Raw genomic sequence first — 17,522 nt, 5'->3', positions numbered from 1 at the left:
TTACCGTTCGCGTTTCTTGAGGCTGGCCACCTTGACCGGATGCCGCACGCCCTTCTCGCCACGCGCCTGCGCCTCGGCCTTGCCGCCACGGGCAACGCGCTTTTGCGAGCCAGCGGCGCGGGCGAAGGCTGTTCGCGCCGCATTTGCAGTGGCGGCCTGCGGTGTCTCGGCTGCGGCCCGTGCAGCCGCCGCCAGCGGCGTCTGCGCTTTCTCGGGGATCTCGAACAGGCTTTCCGACGGCGCCGGGAGCGTCGTCGCCGCAGTGTTCGCCGGCTGTGCCGTCGGGCTCGGCCAGGCGGTGGCTTCGATCGGCCGTTTCACCCGGTCGAACGGCTCGCCGCTCAGCAGCAGTTTGCCGTCAAGCGTACCGAAATCAGACGTTGGTGCCACCAGGCGCTCCGCCTCGCTGAAGACGAAAGTCGGGAGTTTCGCGCCCTCCGCAACCGGCATGGCCTCGGGCGTCGGGCGCATGTGCCAGTCCTGCGGCTCGGTCGGCGTTGCCGGCTGCTCAGGCGTTGCCGACACGACGTGCACGATATGATAGCCGCGTACTTTCATCTCATGCAGGATCATAGGCAGTGCGGCAGCCGTGCGGGCCTGGATGTCGTGCAGCAGCAGGATACCCTTGTGCTTCTGCTCCAGCCGCTTGATCGCAAGCTGATAGACGCGCGCCGGCGAGATGTGGCGCCAATCGTCGGCGACAAAGTCCGCGCTCCAGACCTGAATGCCCTTGGAAGCCAAATAGTCCTCAACGTTCTTGGCCCGCAACAGGCCCGGAACGCGGAAGAAGGGCGCAAGAGCGTTGTGATCGCTCAGTGCCGCGGTGACCGATGCAATCCCCTCGTCGACCTCCTGCCTGACGCGCTCGTCTGGCATCTTCTCGAAAGTCAGCGGATGGGTCTGGCTGTGCGTGCCGAACGAGTGGCCGGCCGCCACCAGCTTGCGCACGCCTTCCGGATTGGCACGAGCCTGCTGGCCAATCAGGAAGAACGTCGCCTTCACGCAATTATCGGCGAGGATCTGCAGAATCTGGTTGCTGTGACGCGGCAGCGGTCCGTCGTCGAAAGTAAGCACCACCTCATGGTCGCGCAGCGGTAGCGTTTCGGGATATTGCATGGTGCCGATGCGCGGGTGCTCGCGCGGGTCGACCACGATGGTTCGTTCGGTACCGATCGCATCGGGATGGCCCGGGCATTCGGCCGCGACCGCGGCTTGCGCGGGGAGCCAGGCGACCCCAACGCAAAGGGCGGCCCAAGCTCCGATCCGGACGCCAAACGAACCCTTACTGACCATCACGCACCGTCCGTATTCCCACGCCAAATATCTATGACTGCACCGCGTGGGATGAATACAGCATTAACCGCCTAAGTTTCACAAAGATGTCAGATCAGGGCGCCCGGGTCATGTCGACGGCCGGTGGCTTCTGCTGGTCCGCAGCCACCGCCTGCACCACGCGGTAGCCGTTCTCCCGCAAATAGCGCAGAAAGGCCGGCAGCATGGCGGCGGTCCTTCCCTTGGTATCATGCAGCAGGATGATGCCTTTCTGGGCCACGTTGAGGCGTTTGATCAGCAGGTCCAGCTCCTGCTGCGGCGTCATGTCTTGCCAGTCGCTCGCCCAGAGATCAGCCCCGAACACAACGATGCCGCGCGATTGCAAGAGATCGAGCGTTGCGGGTGTGGATTCGAAACCCGGAAAGCGGAAGAACGGGGTCGATGGAGTTGCGCTCGCAACACCGTGAAGCGCCTTTTCATCGGCTGCGATGCCTCGTTCGATCTGGGCGACGGCCTCGTCGGGCGCAATGCGCTTCAGACTCGGATGCGACCAGGTGTGGTGGCCGATCGTGTGCCCCTCCGCGGCGATCCGCTTCACCAGGTCCGGATATTCGGACGCGGACCTGCCGATCAGGAAGAAAGTTGCGTGCACGCATTCCTGCGCCAGCGCCTGCAACACCTTCTGCGTCGTCGGCGGCCAGGGCCCGTCGTCAAAGGTCAGCACGACCTCCTTATCCTGCAGCGGCAAGGTCTGCGGAAAGCTCTTCAAACCGACCCGCGGGAAACTTGCGGCATCGACCTCGAGAATGCGCGAGGTGCCCACCGCGTCGTTGCGCGGGCAAGCGGCGCCTTCCGTTGGCGCGCCTGCCGCAACTGGTGCGGCGGCAGAGCAGGACATGGCGAGCGCGACAAGTAATCCAAGGAGCCACGCTCCAGGACGGTCGCTAGCCGGCAATTCGCTTGGTTGGCCGATGGGGGAACGCATGAGAGTACAGTCCAAGATCACGTGCTTTGTTGTGTCAAACGGTGGTTATCGTTAATTCGACCTTAACGCGCTTGTCCCATCATGGTCCCATCGAGCGCGCACGGCAAATCCACCCAGCTCTTGTTCCGTGGCGCGCTTGGCAGGCCATGCGCGAGGTTTGAGCATGCAGCGGTTTCGGCTGAAAGCGGATGGACGCATCGTCGAATTGCGCGATGGGCAGGAGTTTCCACTGGCGCCGGATGCACCGAGCGGCCGCGCCGAAACCGCGCCGATTGAAGTGCGCGACCTCCGCCGCCGCGCGCGGCTGACCCAGCAGGAATTTGCAGCGAAAGTCGGGGTGCCCGTCGAAACCATCCGGAATTGGGAGCAGGGCAAGCGCATGCCGCGGGGACCGGCGCGGGCGCTGCTCGCTGTCATTGCCCACGCGCCCGATACGGTGTTTGCGGCCCTGGCGAAAAGTTGAGTGGGCAAAGGCCGATCCAAAGAGGGGGGCCCGGCGCCGCCAGTTGGCACGTCAATGCCTGCGGGACATAATGACGGCACGATTGGTCAGAGTTCCATCATGCAATTCATTGAAGCCAATGGCGCCAGGATCCCGGCCATCGGGCTTGGCACGTGGGAGCTGCGTGGGCGTACCTGTGCGCGCATCGTCGAGCAGGCGCTCAAGCTCGGCTATCGCCACATCGACACCGCCCAGGTCTACGACAACGAACGCGAGGTCGGCGATGGAGTGCGCGCCGCAGGCGTAAAGCGCGACGAGGTCTTCCTCACCACCAAGGTCTGGACCAATCATTTCGCGCCGAATGATCTCGAGCGTTCGGCCAAGGAAAGCCTGGTCAGGCTGCGCCAGCCCCATGTCGACCTGTTGCTGCTGCACTGGCCCAATCCGCACGTGCCATTGGCCGAGACGCTGGGCGCGCTGGCGCATGCCAAGCGGCTGGGGCTGACCCGGCACATCGGCGTCTCCAATTTCACCGTGGCCTTGATCGAGGAGGCGGTGAAGGCTTGTCCTGAGCCGCTCGCATGCGACCAGGTTGAGTACCACCCTTATCTCGACCAGGCCAAGGTCAGGGCGGCGTGCGCGCAGGAGGGCATGGCGGTAGTTGCTTATAGCCCGGTCGCCAAGGGCAAGATCAAGAACGACGAGACCTTGCTGCGGATCGGGCGTACGCACCGCAAGACGCCGGCCCAGGTCTGCCTGCGCTGGTTGGTGCAGCAGAATGTGTCGGCCATCCCGCGCACCTCCCGCATCGAGCGCCTGTCCGAGAACATCAACATTTTCGATTTCGCGCTCTCCGGCGAGGAGATGGAGCAGATCTTTGAGCTTGCCAGTCCAAAGGGCCGGCTGACCGATTTTGGATTCGCGCCGAAATGGGGTTGAGGCCGCCGTGCGGGCGGCTATGCTGAGGCGAGGGACGGCGATCAAATCGGTCGGACAGGATGGACGTTCGGCAGCTCATGCGGCCGGGCATTGTAGCCTCGGCAGTGGTGCATCTCGCAGGTCTCGCGCTGATCCTGCTGTTCAGCGAGGTGCATCCGTTCGGCACGGTTACGGCCGAGCCGATCGCGGTCGATCTGGTTACGCCAGAGGAGGCTCCGAAGCCGCCGGAACCTGAGCAGAAGCCGAAGCCCCAACTGCCACAGCTTGATGCGGCCACAATGACGCAACCGGCCGCGTCCCCGCCGCCGGCGGAAGCGGCGCAGCCGCCGCAGAGCCAAACGCCTCCGGAAAGCCATGAAACCGCGGCTCAGCCGCAAGCCGCACCGCAGCAGCCGACCGCCGCAGCCTCGGCGCCTTCCGGGCCACCCGCCTATACGCCGCCCGAGCCCGATCTGACAGTCAAATATCACGTCATGCTCGGGCTGCCGGACGCCCTGCCGCCTCCAACCTCCACGCCCGACAGACCGGGCGATGGCATCGACGCGAACGCATCTTCTGCAGCCAATGTGCCCGCGAGCGTGGTGGCCGCATTTCGGCAGCACCTGAAGAGCTGCTCGAAGCTGCCGGCGTCGGTGGCGCGATCGGATAATGTCATGGTGAAGCTGCGCGTTATGATGACGCCGCAGGCGCGGCTTGCGGCCGAGCCCATCCTGATCGAAGGCACCGCCTCGCTGAAAGGCGTGGATCTGAAGCAGAGCGCGGTCCGGGCGCTACTGGCCTGCCAACCCTATGACATGCTGCCGCCGGATCGCTACGGCGAATGGAAGGTGCTCGATCTCTCCTTCACTCCGCAGGATTTCGTCTAGAGCGTTTCACGTTTTGATAGAAGCGTATCCGGCGTTTTCGAAGTAGTTGCTGCATTCGTTGGGCTGGATGGTTGTGATGAGGCTGCCGATATGGCGGCAAATGTCGTCGATGGTGCGCTTCTGGGCGGCGCGCATCCAGTGCTTGATCTTGGCGAAGGCCTGTTCGATCGGATTGAGGTCGGGGGAGTATGGCGGCAGGTACCAGAGCCTCGCGCCGGCGGCTTTGATCAAGCTGCGCAGGACAGCCGACTTGTGACTGCCGAGATTGTCCATGATGACGATGTCGCCGGGCTGAAGCTGCGGAACGAGAACCTGCTGGACATAGGCGCGGAAGCATTCGCCGTTGATTGGGCCGTCGAACAGGCACGGCGCGGTGAGGCGGTCGCAGCGCAAGGCGCCGACAAAAGTCAGGGTGCGCCAGTGGCCATGTGGCGTGAAGCTCCGCACCCGCTCGCCTTTTGGCCCCCATCCGCGCAGTGGGGCCATGTTGGTCTTGATCCAGGTCTCGTCGATAAAGACCAGGCGTCGGGGATCGAGGTTGGCCTGCCATGAACGCCAGCGCTGGCGTCTACGCGCGACGTCTGAGCGAGCTCGCTCGAGGGCGAGCAGCGTTTTTTTGAACCGCAGCCCTTCGCGACGCAGAAACAGCCAAACCGCATTGTGGGAAACCTTGATCCCGCGCGCCGCCAGTTCGTCCTTTAGGGCGTGAAGCGTCACATGCGGCGTCTGACTGATCCGTTCCTTGATGAAGGCGCGATGCGGCTCAAGGACGGGTTTGCGATGGCCCCCCATCTTCCCGGGCGCTACCGAGCCGGTCGCGCGATAACGTTGCGACCACTTCACCACGGACGACACCGCAACGCCAAACCTCGCTGCGACCGAACGACAGCTCTCACCCTTCGCAACCGCCGCAACAACACGCTTACGCAGGTCATTGGAAATTGGTCGAACCATCGGATGCTGGCCTCCAGTCCCAGCCAGCATCTTGAATCACATTCGCCCCAAAACCGGAATCCCTTCCGATTCAATGAAGCTGTGAACCGCTCTAGGGCCTCTTACCGCCAAGCGGACCGAACTATCACCGTTGCCCAGAGGCGCCGACGCGGGGATGACGGTCCGAGACGGTGTGCGCGTCAGGCCAAAGCGGTCATGCTTCAGCTCCCCATGGCACTCCAGGCATTTGAGGCGAACTGGCGCCGCCAGGTCACGATCACGACGGCGGCGGTGGTCACGAACAGGACGTAAGGGCTGATGAACCAGCCGAGATAGCCGAGTGCGAAGAAGAATGCGCGCTGCCCGCGGTTGAAATGCCGCCCGGCTGCCTCGAACAAACGCGTGGTGCGGATCACATGGGCGTCGGCCTCCGCCGTGTCCCGCTTGGTGGCCGGCGGCATCGCGCCGAACAGGATTGCGACATAGTTGAACAGCCGATACGCCCAGGCGAATTTGAAAAAGGCATAGACGCAGATCAGCACCAGCCCGACGCATTTGACCTCCCACAGATGCGCCGAGGGGCTCAAGTCGACCGGCAGTTTGCTGAGCACGATCGCCGCGTCAGCGCCGGCGCGAAGCAGTGCCAGCGCGCCACCGATGGCAAACAGGCTGGTGGAGGCAAAAAACGCCGTGCCGTTCTGCAGCGAAGCCATGATCTGCATGTCGACCATGCGGGCCTCGCGGTCCAGCAGCCGGCGCACCCAGATTTCGCGATACACATTCATGCGCGCCGAAAGGCTGTCGCGGCCGTAAGCCGTATGTTCGAGCGTGATGGCGTAAGCCAACCACTCGAAGACGAAAAAGCCTACGGCCAGGATGTCGGCCGTATACGAATATGAAGCCATGATGCAACCCCCGCGCTAAAATGGTAAAGCGCGTCAGCGCCGCCCGGTCGGCGCGACCATACGCCAAAAAGGGATTCGTGCGGGATGACTTTGACGCTCGTGATCGGCAACAAGAATTACTCCTCATGGTCGATGCGGCCTTGGCTCGCAATGCGCGCCAGCGACATCGCCTTCGAGGAGGTCTTCATACCGCTCTACACCGACAACCCGGCCGACAAGCAGCGCATCTTGAGCTATTCGCGTTCGGGCAAGGTACCGTCGCTGGTCGATGGCGACGTCACCGTGTGGGATTCGCTTTCCATCATTGAATATCTGGCCGAGCGCTTCCCGGAGAAGAAGCTGTGGCCCGAGGACGCCGCCATGCGCGCGCATGCGCGCTCGATCTCCGCCGAGATGCACTCAGGATTCATGCCGCTGCGGAACGAATGCGGCATGAACCTGCACCGGCCGGTCGGCGCCGTCGCGCTGTCGTCGGATGCCCTGGCCAATATCGCGCGCATTGAGGAGATCTGGAGCGAGTGCCGCCGGCGCTACGGCAGTCGCGGACCGTTCCTGTTCGGTGCCTTCAGCGGCGCGGATGCGATGTACGCGCCGGTCGTGCATCGGTTCCGCACCTATGCGATCGATGTGGGGGCGGAGGCGAAGACCTATATGCAGACGATGATGGCGCTGCCCGCCTTTCGGGAATGGACCGAGGCGGCGCTCGCCGAAACGCTTGTCATCGAAAAGTTCGAGAACATGTAGATCATGACCGATGAGAGGGAATGCTGCAGACCGTCGCAACGACAATGTGGCGCCGTCCGTGGCTTGACGGACAGGTGCCGCCGCGCCTCAATCGGAACGGTTCTGCAGCCCCGCAAACAGAGGGAAGACCATGGGTATCTTCGATTCACTAGAAAATTCGCCGGCGTTTAAGAGTGCGCTCGGTCAACTTGGCGCTGCGGTACTGCCGGTGGTGATGAGCGAAGTCTTCGGTTCGGGCGGCCAGGGTGGGCTCAATGCGATCATCGCCAAGCTCCAGCAGGCTGGCTTCGGCGAGCAGGTCAAGTCCTGGATCGGCACCGGCCAGAATCTGCCGATAACCGCCGACCAAATCAGGCAGGTGCTTGGCAACGACACCGTCCGGCAGATCGCCGCGAAGTACAACATACCGATCGATCAGGTCTCGGAGGTGCTGGCGCACCAATTGCCGGTCGCCGTGGACCGCGCGAGCCCCGACGGGAAGCTGCCGCACAATGCGTAAAGGGCGCGGCGGGGCAGGGGCGTAGGGCGGCTGTCGCGGGTGGCCGTGAGCCATCCGGATTAACCTTTTATCACTCTGAAAAGCTTGCGGAATTTGTGGGTTTGCCATGCCGCCATGAAGCTGGCCAATCTGCATGGGCGCGTGCTATACAACCGGCGCTGAATCCAACCGGCCGCTGCAGCGGGACCGTGGGCGCGGACCGGTATTGTTGTGTGATGGAGAGGGCGTTGAAACACAAATTCCCCGTTGGATCGACCGTGTACTTCACTGCAAGCAACATCTCGCGTCCGGCCGCACGCGGCACCTACGAGGTCATCCGTCAGCTCCCGACCGAAGGTGATGACTGCCAGTACCGGATCAAGAGCGCCACGGAAGCTTTCGAACGGGTCGCCAAGGAAAGCCAGCTCGCCCTCTCCTAACCGAACAGCTACACACGACCCTTAGTGTTTCCCTTTGAGGCCTGCGCGCTTAGGCCACTGGCGCGGGGGCTCCAAGTGTGTTCAACCGCCCGCACACCGTTGCGGCGATGCCGCCCGATTCGCTTGGAAGGAACTGCCGTATCCGGTAGGACCAAGCGGAACCTGCGTCTGCGCCGACCAAAAGAGGCTCTCGCGGTCATTCTACACTATGCATGCCTTGATGAGGCATTCGCCTTGGCTGAGAATGCTTTTCGGGCTGGCTCAGGGATTCTTCGCGCATGAATTGGTCATGGGCTACATCGCTGGACGATTTCTGGCGCTCGTCGGCCTTTCCGATGTGGCTGACACTGGCCGCGGCGGGCTTTTTCGGGGTTCTCGTCGTGATCACGCTTGCGCGTGCCGAGAAATCGGTCGCCACCGGTGCGCTCACGGTCATTACGTTGCTGGCGGTCGGGATCGCGGTGGCGTCGACCATTCGCGGCTACGGCACGCCATCCGGCCGTAGCGCTGCAACCGAGGCGCGGTCCGTGGCTCCAATCAGCGGCCCCGTGTTGCCGTCTCTATCCTGCCTTGACGACCTTGCCGGTGATGTCGTGCTGGCAGCCTGCGAGAGGGCGGTGTTCGCGTCGGCCGAATCCACTGCTGCCGCGGTGAGCTATATCGCCTCCCAGATTTCTCGCCTGACTGCACTGGGCGATGCCGCCACCGCAGCGAAAATCATGACCCCGGACATGCAGGCGGTGCGCCGTTCGATTGAGCATGACCGCTACGGTCTGGTGGCGCAGGTACTGCAGGCGCGGGAGCACTGCTCGCCGACCGAATGCAGCGTGTTCCGCTCGCTGACCGATAATCACCAGATCATCACCAATATGGACGAGCATCTCTATGAAGCGCTCGTCAACCGCTACGCCGCAACGTGGAGTGCGCCGCAGACCACGGCTGCCACCGGATCGTCCGCCATGGCTCCGGGCATGGGAGCACTTGCGGCGTTCCCGCCCTCGGTGCCGACGGGTAAGCCGACCAATGCCGACTTTCCGTCGGCAGCTTCTACGCCTCCCGTGAGCATCATGGCGCCGGAGCCGGGCACAGGTACGGGAGGAGCGCGCTCATCTCCACCGCCGGGGAATGCGGCAGCGCCGGCCCCACGCCCAAGCCCGGCCGTGGCCGCGGCCAAGAAGACCACACCCAAACCGCCACGCTCGACGCCATCACCAACGCCAGCGCCCGGGGTAGGGCCAACCCTGCTTTCGCCGACACCTTCTCAGCCCGCGCCATCGAACGATTGATTGCGCCTCCGCCGCTCGTTAGTTTCGAACAACCATGCCGTTGCATCTGATCAAGCTCGCCGTTGGCTGCGATTCCGTCAAAGAGCTGAAAGGATGGGTCGCCGAGCGAATGAAGCTGGCCAAGAAGAAGGGGCTGCCGCAGCGGCACGTTCACGTGACCCGGATGACGCCGAAGCGGATCGACGAGATCCTGAACGGTGGCTCGCTTTATTGGGTGATCCGCGGCGAGATCGCGGCGCGCGAGAAGATCGTTGCGATCGAGCCGTTCCGTGACCGTGACGGCATCGGCCGTTGCCGTCTGGTGATGCAGCCCAAGGTGATCGCGGTGTCGCCGCGCCCGATGCGTCCCTTCCAGGGCTGGCGCTATCTCAAGGAAGAGGCCGTGCCGCCGGATCTCACGAAGACGTCGGCATCCGCCCTCGCCGACATGCCCGAACCGATGCGGCGTGAATTGCGCGAGCTTGGGCTGCTTTAGCTAAACTCCCATATTGTCGATCAGGCGGGTGGTTCCGAGCTTGGCGGCGACCAGGATGCGCATCGGTCGTTCGTCGCGCGAGCTGACCGGCGCCAGCGTCTCGGCATGCCGGAGTTCGAAATAGTCCAGCTTAAAGCCCGCTCGCTTGATGATTTCGGTGCCAGCGGCCATCGCCGCCTCGATCTCGGTGCCGCTGCGCAGGAGGCGTGCGCTTTCTTTCATGGCGCGGTAAAGCTCGGGCGCAATCTGCCGCTCCTCTGGCGACAAATAGACGTTGCGGGACGACATCGCGAGCCCATCGCGCTCGCGGACGGTCTTTGAACCGATCACTTTGACACCGAGGTCGAGATCGGTCGCCATCCGCGTCACCACTCGTAGCTGCTGGAAATCCTTTTCGCCGAAGATGGCGACGTCCGGCCGGACCTGCGCGAATAGCTTTGCGACGACGGTTGCGACCCCGCCAAAGAAATGCGGACGGAAACGATCCTCCAGGCCGACCGTCGCGGGGCCTTCGGGCAGGATGCGGGTCGAGAAACCGTCCGGATACATGGCTTTGACGTCGGGGTGCCAGACGAGATCGACTTTCTCGGCCGCCAGCTTGGCGATATCCGCCTTCCAGGTTCGCGGATAAGAGCCGAAATCCTCCGTCGGTGCGAACTGGGTGGGGTTCACGAAGATCGAGACGACCACTTTGTCCGCGCGCCGCTTCGCGAGGTCGACCAGCGACACATGGCCGTCATGGAGCGCACCCATGGTTGGCACCAGTGCGACCGTGGCTCTGCGGGTGCGGAGACTATCGACGGCGCGCCGCAAGGTAGGGACCGTGCGGACGATCATGGGACTTCGTGACATCGGGGCTCGACTGGTTTGATGGCGGGACCGCAGGATCGCCAGGCTGGCGTAAGAGCGCGCGCATTAACAACAGAGAATTCGACTTTGGCAACAGCGCGGTTGGCCCACCATGCGCGTCCGCTGACGTCTTTGTGTTGAACGCGTACATCACTCGCACAAAATTTGTGGGCTCGGCCGCAGAAGATGCAACGCGGACGGGCGAGTCATCAATAAGTGACACGACGTGCGATTTAATGCTGCCTGCGTGCATTTCACTTGACCGCAGCGGCGCGCAACTCAAAGATGTCACGGGGGCTGAAACATGCTGGTGCAGGCTGGCCAGGGGCGATCGGGCGCCGCCCATGTGGTCGTGATGGGCAACGAGAAAGGCGGGTCGGGCAAATCCACCGCGGCGTTGCATATTGCCGTTGCTCTTCTGAAAGCAGGCCAGCGCGTCGCCACCATCGATCTCGACTCCCGCCAGCAGAGTTTTACGCATTACATCAATAACCGCAGCGCCTGGGCGCGGCGTACCGGACTCACGCTCGAACTGCCGGTCCATAGTTGCATCAAGCTCGGCGAGACCATGCAGATCGCCGAGAACGAGAACTCGGAGTTCCAGCAGTTTGCCGAGGCGGTGAGCGCGGTCGAGCGGACCTTCGATTTCATCGTCATCGACACGCCGGGTACCGACAGCTACCTGATGCGACTTGCGCACTCCATGGCCGACACCTTGGTCACCCCGATCAACGACAGCTTTCTCGATTTCGACGTGCTCGGCACCGTCGACCCCGCGACCTATGCGGTGACCGGCATCAGCCATTATGCGGAGATGGTCCGGGATACCAGGCGCAAGCGCCGCCAGCTCGACGGCGCCACCACCGACTGGATCGTGGTCCGCAACCGCCTGTCGATGCTGGGCTCGCGCAACAAGCAGCTCGTCGCCGACGGGCTGAAGGAACTGTCATTCCAACTCGGCTTCCGCGCCATCGACGGTCTTGCCGAGCGCGTGGTCTATCGCGAGTTCTTTCCGCGTGGCCTGACCGCGCTCGATGACATCGACGAGGCGACGCTCGGCACGCGGCCAAGCCTTGGCCATGTCACCGCCCGCGAAGAGGTGACGAGCCTGTTGCGCCAGCTCAAATTACCGCTGGATGAACGCGGCCGGCGCCGCGCCGCAAATCGGGCGGAGTGGTTCGCCCAGGTCGATAAGCCGCTCGAGCTGCACGATATTCTCGCTTAGCACGTTACGGTATTTCCTACTACCCATAACTGATCCTGCGCAATGCAAAGCCCGCTCGCGCGGGCTTTTCTACATTTGAACCGGAGCTTGACTCAAAGCGTCGAAGTTTAATGAGGCCGGCAGTTGCTCGTTACCGCTGTGCAATATCTAGGTGCGGCGCACAACGATAAGGCGGCAAATTCACAACATTTGGTCTTCCTGTCACGCAGTCGTTACATATACTAGGGAATAGAGCGACTTTCCGCACTCGAATTGGGCGATCAAGCCGATCTCCGAGGTCAAGAATGAAGCGTGGAATTACCGTTCTTTTGTCGGTCGGCGCCGTGTTCGTCGTTGGCTATATCATGGCGAGCAAATGGGCGATCAAGCACGAGTCTCTGACCTTTTACGATCCGGCGCGCGACAACCGCCCTGTGCCGGTTGATATCGCTGTTCGCCGCGACAAGGAGATGCAGGCGAATGCCGGCATGATCAAGCTGCCGGTCGCAATCCTCAATCACGGCAACACCGTCAAGAACACCGAATACTCGTTCCTGGCGAACGTGTTCGCCGCGCGCGGCTATGTCGTCGTCAGTATCCAGCACGACCTGCCGACCGACCCGCCGATGGTGACCAAGGTTGGCGAGCTCTATGTCGGACGTCTGAAGCAGATCCAGCGCGGCGTTGCCAATATCAGGTTCGCCGTTGAGGAGATGAAGAACGTTCAACCCAACGCGGATTACGACCACCTGACCGTCGTCGGACATTCCATGGGCGGCGATATCACCATGTACTTCGCCAAGCAGTATCCCGAAGAGGTCAAGAAGGTCGTGACGCTCGATAATCTGCGCGTGCCCTTCGTCACCTCGGGCAAGTTCAAGATCCTCTCGTTCCGTTCGCACGATCCGCAGTTCAAGGCCGATCCTGGCGTGGTCCCGACCGAAGACATCTGCGAGAAGGAGGGTATTACGGTCGTAAAGACCGAATTCCAGCATAACGACATGCGCGATACCGGCTCTGAGACGGCCAAGGCCTCGATCCAGAGCATGCTGGATAAATTCCTGGCCGATAGCGATACCTCCGACAGCACGCCGGTTGAAGTCAGCACGCCGAAGGTATTGGCGGAGCCTGGCCCGGTGGCGCCTTACGTGCCGGTCGGCAAGCAGCCTGAGAAGGCAAAGGCGCTGACGCACTAATTATCCGAACTGCCTTTCGGTTGCGACGGAAAGCACTGGCACATCCTGACAAGCCGGCCCAGATTAGGCTCGCCACCAACTGCGAGGGCCATGGTCGTGTCACCCGAGCCGACCAGAAATAAATTGCCAGACGAGGCGCGACAGGCCGAGCAGTGCGGCTCCGTGCCTCAAGCCAAAACATCTAGCTCGGAGGACATCGCCGCCTTCGTCGCCAAGGCCCGGACGATGTTGCCGCATGCAGCGGGCGCGAGAGGGCGGTTGGTGTTCGCGCTCGATGCCACCATGAGCCGGCAGCCGACCTGGGACATGGCCTGCGCGCTCCAGGCGGATATGTTCCGCGAAGCGGCCTCGCTCGGCAGCCTCGATATTCGTCTCGTCTATTACCGCGGGTTCAATGAATGCCGCGCCTCGCGATGGATTTCCGACAGCTCCGAACTCGCACGGTTGATGGGCAAGATCGATTGTCGCGGCGGCAACACCCAGATCGGCAAGGTGCTGGCCGAAGCGAGGCGCGAGGCGGCGGCGTCCGGCGTGCGCGCAGTGGCGTTCGTGGGCGATGCCATGGAAGAGAGCGTCGACGATCTCTGCGCCAAGGCGGGCGAACTCGGCATGCTCAAAGTGCCGGTGTTCATGTTCCAGGAGGGACATGATCCCACGGCCGAGCAGGCATTTCGTGAAATCGCACGCTTGAGCGGCGGGGCCTGGTGCCGGTTCAATCCGGGCGCCGGGGCCCAATTGCGCGAACTTTTGCGCGCCGCGGCCGCCTATGCCGCCGGAGGGCGCGAAGCCTTAAGGCGGCTGTCGGCTCGCGAGAGCGGCGCGGCCAAGCTGCTCGGCCAGATCAAGTGATCCCTGACTTTTTGCGGCTGATTTCATTATATTGGAGCCATGCCGACCCTGATCGCGGGCGCCGTTGCCGTCCTCACGCTTTACTTGCTGCTGCAGATGTTCCGGGCCGCAAACCCGGCCGTGCTCGCGCGCGCGCTCAAGATCGCCGGTGGCGTGGTGGCGTTGGCGGTCGCCGCCTTCGTCGGTTTGCGCGGCGAGCTTGCGGTTGCCATTCCGATCGGCGTGTTCGGCGCGGGCCTGTTGGGCTGGTCGCCGTTCGGATCGTCTGGGTTCGGCAACATCGGCGGCTTGTTTGGCGGCGGCCAGCGCTCCGCAGGACAGCGCTCGCAGGTCCGCTCGCATTTTCTGGAAATGACTCTGGACCACGACAGCGGCGAACTGAAAGGCCGGATTGTGGCCGGCCCTTATGCGGGGCGCCAACTCGATGAGTTCGACCTGCCGCAGTTGACGGCGATGATCACGGCCTTTGACGCGGAAAGCGTGGCCTTACTTGAAAGCTATCTGGACCGCCGGTTTCCCGCTTGGCGTGAGGACGCGCAGCGAAATGCGGCAGGGGGGCAGCGCCGCGCGACGGCGAGCAGCAAAATGACGAAAGAGGAGGCCTACCAGATCCTTGGCCTGCAGCCGGGCGCGGGGCGCGACGAAATCGCCAAAGCCCACCGTACGCTCATGAAGAAACTGCATCCCGACCAAGGGGGGTCGACGTATCTCGCCGCCCGTGTAAACGAGGCCAAGGATACTCTGCTTCGCACGCATCACGGCTGACTCCGGCAACGCCAACAAACGCTACAACCGAAAGCCGCTGGCCGCCTCTGAGTGACGCCGAGGTCGCCCGCCGTTGCGCGGCGTGGTCGATCATTTGTTGCAAAAAGTTCTAACCGCAAATTCTTGACGAGACGTTTGCAGCTTTGCGGCACTGCAGCTCGGAAGAAGCCGCGGTTCTGCCAGAACCGTGACCCGGGCTTTCTGTTCCGACGCATCTGCTCCGAGCAAGACAGTCGCCGCGAAGAAGTTCGGGACCGGACAGACGCAAAAAGCCCGCGCTTTTGCGGCGCGGGCCCTCTGTCTCGCTCTTGCGGGTTTGATGTTTAGTTCTTCACGGTGATGCAGGAGATTTCGGAACGCTTCAGCGTCCGGCACACCGCTTCCGCCTGATCGCGGTCAAGGCCTGCGAAACGGGCGCGGTAGAGTTTACGGTCGCCTTTGGCGATCACGGGCTCGGTGAACGGGTCCGCCTTGGCGAGCAGGCCGCGGGCCTGGTTGCGCGCGGCCTCGATGCGTTGCTGCGCCTCGCTTTCGCTCTCCAGCGCGCCGACCTGGACGATCCAGCCGGTATGGACGGCCGCGGACTTGCTGATAGCACTCTGCGGTGCGGCTTGGGCCTGCGATGGGGCGGCATAGGCCATCGCCTGCGCCGGCGAAGAGGAGGGCACGCTGGAGGCGGGGAGTACACCAAGAATGCCGTTGCCGGTCCCAAAGCCCGGCGGTTGCGGCGGCAGATCAGTTCTCGCTGTTTCGGGCTTGGCGGTATCGGCCCTTGGCGGTTCGCCGCGACCGGTCTCAGCCCTCGCGACGAGGGCATTGGAGGTTTCAGCGACGTCAGGTCGCGTCGGCGGGAGGGCGCTGGTCACGGGCGGTGCCGGCTGCGACGGGGCCGCGGAAGCGAGCTTCAACGGGCCAGCTTTCACCTGCACGGTCTTCACCCGGACCGGCTTCATCGGCTCCGAGGAGCCTGGAATGACCGCCACCGGTTGACTCTGGATCACGCCGTTGGTGAGCGGAGCGGGATCTTTCGGCTGCGCGGGTGGCACCGCCGCGGTCGCCTGGGCCAGGAGGGACATGCGCGGGGCCGGTGCAGGGGCCTGCGCTGCCGCCGCAGGTTCCGCGACGGCGGCTTGCACGCCCTTCGAGCGGGTATCGGGCGCGTCATCATCGGCGTCAGCCGTGTTGTCCGCGACGTTGTGCTCGGTGATCGCGGCAGCGGTACGGACGGTGGAAGCCTTATCGAGGTTTTCGGCCAGCAGACTGCGCATGATAGCGTCGCGCGAACCGCCACTGCGTCCGCCCATCACCACGCCGATCAGGAAACGGTTGCCCCGATGCATCGAGGTGACCAGGTTGAAGCCGGAGCTACGGGTGTAGCCGGTCTTGATGCCGTCGACGCCTTCCACGCTGCCGAGCAGGTGATTGTGACCACGGATCGTCTGGCCGTGGAAGGTGAAGGCCGTCGTCGAGAAATAGCGGTAGTAGCGCGGGAAGCGGTCTTGCAAGGCGCGTCCGAGAATCGATTGGTCGCGTGCCGTCGTCACCTGCTCGTCGTTCGGAAGGCCGGATGCGTTGCGATAGACGGTGCGGCTCATACCGAGTTCGCGCGCTTTGCGCGTCATCATTCTGGCGAAGTTATCTTCGCTGCCGCCCAGTGCTTCGGCGATCACGACGGCAGCATCATTGGCGGAGCGAGTGATCAGCCCTTTGATGGCGTCCTCGACCTTGATGGTTTGCCCAGGGCGCAGGCCAAGCTTGGTCGGATCCTGCTCGGAGGCGTGTTCCGATACCGGCATTTCGCTATCGAGCTTGATCTTGCCAGCATCGAGACGCTCAAACAGCAGATAGAGCGTCATCATCTTGGTCAACGAGGCTGGGTGACGAAGCCCATCGGGGCTATTGGCCGTAAGCACCGCGCCGGAGTTGCCGTCGACGATGATCGACGAAAATTTGGGGCTGTAGTCGTCGCCCGAGTCCTGATGAGAGCGGGCAACGTGGTGGTGAGAACGGTGAGAGCGACGCGCCTGAGCGCTGTCGGTCGTGACCATCGCGCCGGCCGTCAGCGTGACGACCCCGAAAATGCTAACTCGCACCAAGCGCGAGGAAGCCAAGTTTTTGCGAAGCATGAATCCCCGTCCCAGTTTCTGACTTGATCACCGGCTCGTGAGGCAAAATTGTGCCCAGTCCCCGCTGATCATTCCCTGCGCGAACGTCGATCCAGGCCATTGGCTTGCCCGCGGAGTCGAAGTTCAGGCCGCTTTTCTAGCTAAGGCACTGCTCACAAACAGCTTTTTTACTGCCTGCGGAAGGGTGAACAGGTCCAGGAATCAGGGTAGGGGGCGAGGGTTGCCAAAGCCTTAAGTAACCCTTGCTTTGAACCCTGGATTTGCCGGAATTTTGAATTGATTGTGCAGTGCACAAAAATCTTGACGTTTATTGTGCAATGCGGTATCTAACGGTCGCGTCAGGGAGCCGGGACCTCCCGGCTATTCAAGCAGTCTGGGAAAAGGAATTTGTAATGTTCAAGGTTGAGGACTTCCAGAATTACGGCAAGGAGCAGTTCGAAACATTCGTAGCTTCCGCCACCAATGTGCAGAACGGGCTCAGCGCGATCGCCACAGCGTACGGCGACTACGGCAAGAAATCGTATGAGGACACCAAGTCGTTTGTGGAAAAACTTTCCAGCGTGAAATCGCTGGACAAGGTGCTCGAGGCGGAGACCGAATACGTCAAGGCGGCGTATGAAACCTTTGTCGCGGAGTCGCAGAAGATTGCCGGTCTCTATGGCGATCTCGCCAAGCAGGTGTTCAAGCCGGTGGAAACGCTGGCCGCGAAGTTTGCGCCGACGCCGGCGCAGTAAAGCCGCAACGCCGACACGATCATCGCCGAAAGCC

Annotated in this window: 19 protein-coding genes; 13 read left to right on the top strand and 6 right to left on the bottom strand. The window is 62.8% G+C overall.

The window, feature by feature from the left end; all coding sequences use genetic code 11:
- Nucleotides 1-1,293 carry a polysaccharide deacetylase family protein gene (locus P6U23_RS23710; RefSeq protein ID WP_407174976.1) on the bottom strand — a complete coding sequence of 431 codons (1,293 nt, stop codon included), beginning with the start codon at nucleotides 1,291-1,293 and terminating at the stop codon, nucleotides 1-3.
- A 94-nt stretch (nucleotides 1,294-1,387) separates the two neighbouring features.
- Nucleotides 1,388-2,170, bottom strand: a complete 783-nt coding sequence (locus tag P6U23_RS23705) for a polysaccharide deacetylase family protein (protein WP_407174975.1) — start codon at nucleotides 2,168-2,170, stop codon at nucleotides 1,388-1,390.
- A 250-nt stretch (nucleotides 2,171-2,420) separates the two neighbouring features.
- Between P6U23_RS23705 and P6U23_RS23700 the strand changes: the two genes are divergently transcribed.
- The 3 genes from P6U23_RS23700 to P6U23_RS23690 all read left to right on the top strand — a co-directional run bounded on the left by P6U23_RS23700 (nucleotide 2,421) and on the right by P6U23_RS23690 (nucleotide 4,504).
- Nucleotides 2,421-2,720: a helix-turn-helix domain-containing protein gene (locus P6U23_RS23700; protein WP_407174974.1), complete on the top strand. Its 300-nt coding sequence runs from the start codon at nucleotides 2,421-2,423 to the stop codon at nucleotides 2,718-2,720.
- Between the two features lie 99 nt (nucleotides 2,721-2,819).
- A complete protein-coding gene (locus tag P6U23_RS23695) occupies nucleotides 2,820-3,638 on the top strand; it encodes an aldo/keto reductase (protein ID WP_407174973.1) in 819 nt (272 codons plus the stop codon).
- A gap of 59 nt (nucleotides 3,639-3,697) precedes the next feature.
- Nucleotides 3,698-4,504: a hypothetical protein gene (locus P6U23_RS23690; protein WP_407174972.1), complete on the top strand. Its 807-nt coding sequence runs from the start codon at nucleotides 3,698-3,700 to the stop codon at nucleotides 4,502-4,504.
- A 6-nt stretch (nucleotides 4,505-4,510) separates the two neighbouring features.
- Here the strand turns inward: P6U23_RS23690 and P6U23_RS23685 are convergent, their stop codons facing one another.
- Both P6U23_RS23685 and P6U23_RS23680 read right to left on the bottom strand, forming a co-directional pair.
- Entirely contained in the window at nucleotides 4,511-5,458 is a 948-nt protein-coding gene (locus P6U23_RS23685; protein WP_407174971.1) for an IS630 family transposase, read from the bottom strand.
- Nucleotides 5,459-5,658: 200 nt separating this feature from the next.
- A complete protein-coding gene (locus tag P6U23_RS23680; protein ID WP_407174970.1) occupies nucleotides 5,659-6,342 on the bottom strand; it encodes a DUF599 domain-containing protein in 684 nt (227 codons plus the stop codon).
- Nucleotides 6,343-6,426: 84 nt separating this feature from the next.
- Between P6U23_RS23680 and P6U23_RS23675 the strand changes: the two genes are divergently transcribed.
- The 5 genes from P6U23_RS23675 (at nucleotide 6,427) to P6U23_RS23655 (ending at nucleotide 9,765) form a co-directional block, all read left to right on the top strand.
- Nucleotides 6,427-7,086 carry a glutathione S-transferase family protein gene (locus P6U23_RS23675; RefSeq protein ID WP_407174969.1) on the top strand — a complete coding sequence of 220 codons (660 nt, stop codon included), beginning with the start codon at nucleotides 6,427-6,429 and terminating at the stop codon, nucleotides 7,084-7,086.
- Between the two features lie 130 nt (nucleotides 7,087-7,216).
- Nucleotides 7,217-7,585, top strand: a complete 369-nt coding sequence (locus P6U23_RS23670) for a YidB family protein (RefSeq protein WP_407174968.1) — start codon at nucleotides 7,217-7,219, stop codon at nucleotides 7,583-7,585.
- Between the two features lie 215 nt (nucleotides 7,586-7,800).
- Complete coding sequence (locus P6U23_RS23665) at nucleotides 7,801-8,004, top strand: hypothetical protein (protein ID WP_157450028.1); 204 nt, start codon at nucleotides 7,801-7,803, stop codon at nucleotides 8,002-8,004.
- A 278-nt stretch (nucleotides 8,005-8,282) separates the two neighbouring features.
- The gene (locus P6U23_RS23660) at nucleotides 8,283-9,290 is read left to right on the top strand and encodes a hypothetical protein (protein WP_407174967.1); all 1,008 of its coding nucleotides are present in this window, start codon (nucleotides 8,283-8,285) and stop codon (nucleotides 9,288-9,290) included.
- A gap of 34 nt (nucleotides 9,291-9,324) precedes the next feature.
- A complete protein-coding gene (locus P6U23_RS23655; RefSeq protein WP_407174966.1) occupies nucleotides 9,325-9,765 on the top strand; it encodes a DUF1489 family protein in 441 nt (146 codons plus the stop codon).
- On the opposite strand, the gene panC is transcribed toward P6U23_RS23655, so the two are convergent.
- The gene (gene panC, locus P6U23_RS23650; protein WP_407174965.1) at nucleotides 9,766-10,617 is read right to left on the bottom strand and encodes a pantoate--beta-alanine ligase; all 852 of its coding nucleotides are present in this window, start codon (nucleotides 10,615-10,617) and stop codon (nucleotides 9,766-9,768) included.
- Between the two features lie 301 nt (nucleotides 10,618-10,918).
- Here panC and P6U23_RS23645 point away from each other — a divergent pair, with 301 nt between their 5' ends.
- The 4 genes from P6U23_RS23645 to P6U23_RS23630 all read left to right on the top strand — a co-directional run bounded on the left by P6U23_RS23645 (nucleotide 10,919) and on the right by P6U23_RS23630 (nucleotide 14,628).
- The gene (locus tag P6U23_RS23645; protein ID WP_407174964.1) at nucleotides 10,919-11,839 is read left to right on the top strand and encodes a division plane positioning ATPase MipZ; all 921 of its coding nucleotides are present in this window, start codon (nucleotides 10,919-10,921) and stop codon (nucleotides 11,837-11,839) included.
- A 284-nt stretch (nucleotides 11,840-12,123) separates the two neighbouring features.
- Nucleotides 12,124-13,014, top strand: coding sequence for an alpha/beta fold hydrolase (locus P6U23_RS23640; protein ID WP_407174963.1), 891 nt, complete (start codon nucleotides 12,124-12,126; stop codon nucleotides 13,012-13,014).
- Nucleotides 13,015-13,176: 162 nt separating this feature from the next.
- Entirely contained in the window at nucleotides 13,177-13,863 is a 687-nt protein-coding gene (locus tag P6U23_RS23635) for a VWA domain-containing protein (RefSeq protein ID WP_407174962.1), read from the top strand.
- 39 nt (nucleotides 13,864-13,902) lie between these two features.
- A complete protein-coding gene (locus P6U23_RS23630; RefSeq protein ID WP_407174961.1) occupies nucleotides 13,903-14,628 on the top strand; it encodes a DnaJ domain-containing protein in 726 nt (241 codons plus the stop codon).
- A 323-nt stretch (nucleotides 14,629-14,951) separates the two neighbouring features.
- Here P6U23_RS23630 and P6U23_RS23625 read toward each other — a convergent pair whose 3' ends face one another.
- The gene (locus tag P6U23_RS23625; protein ID WP_407174960.1) at nucleotides 14,952-16,754 is read right to left on the bottom strand and encodes a serine hydrolase; all 1,803 of its coding nucleotides are present in this window, start codon (nucleotides 16,752-16,754) and stop codon (nucleotides 14,952-14,954) included.
- Nucleotides 16,755-17,146: 392 nt separating this feature from the next.
- Between P6U23_RS23625 and P6U23_RS23620 the strand changes: the two genes are divergently transcribed.
- The gene (locus P6U23_RS23620; RefSeq protein WP_407174959.1) at nucleotides 17,147-17,488 is read left to right on the top strand and encodes a phasin family protein; all 342 of its coding nucleotides are present in this window, start codon (nucleotides 17,147-17,149) and stop codon (nucleotides 17,486-17,488) included.
- Nucleotides 17,489-17,522: the final 34 nt, after the last annotated feature.

Source organism: Bradyrhizobium sp. STM 3562, assembly GCF_045571435.1.
Classification (GTDB): domain Bacteria; phylum Pseudomonadota; class Alphaproteobacteria; order Rhizobiales; family Xanthobacteraceae; genus Bradyrhizobium.
Note: the sequence above shows the minus strand (reverse complement) of the source record. Positions and strands in the feature narration are given on the sequence as shown.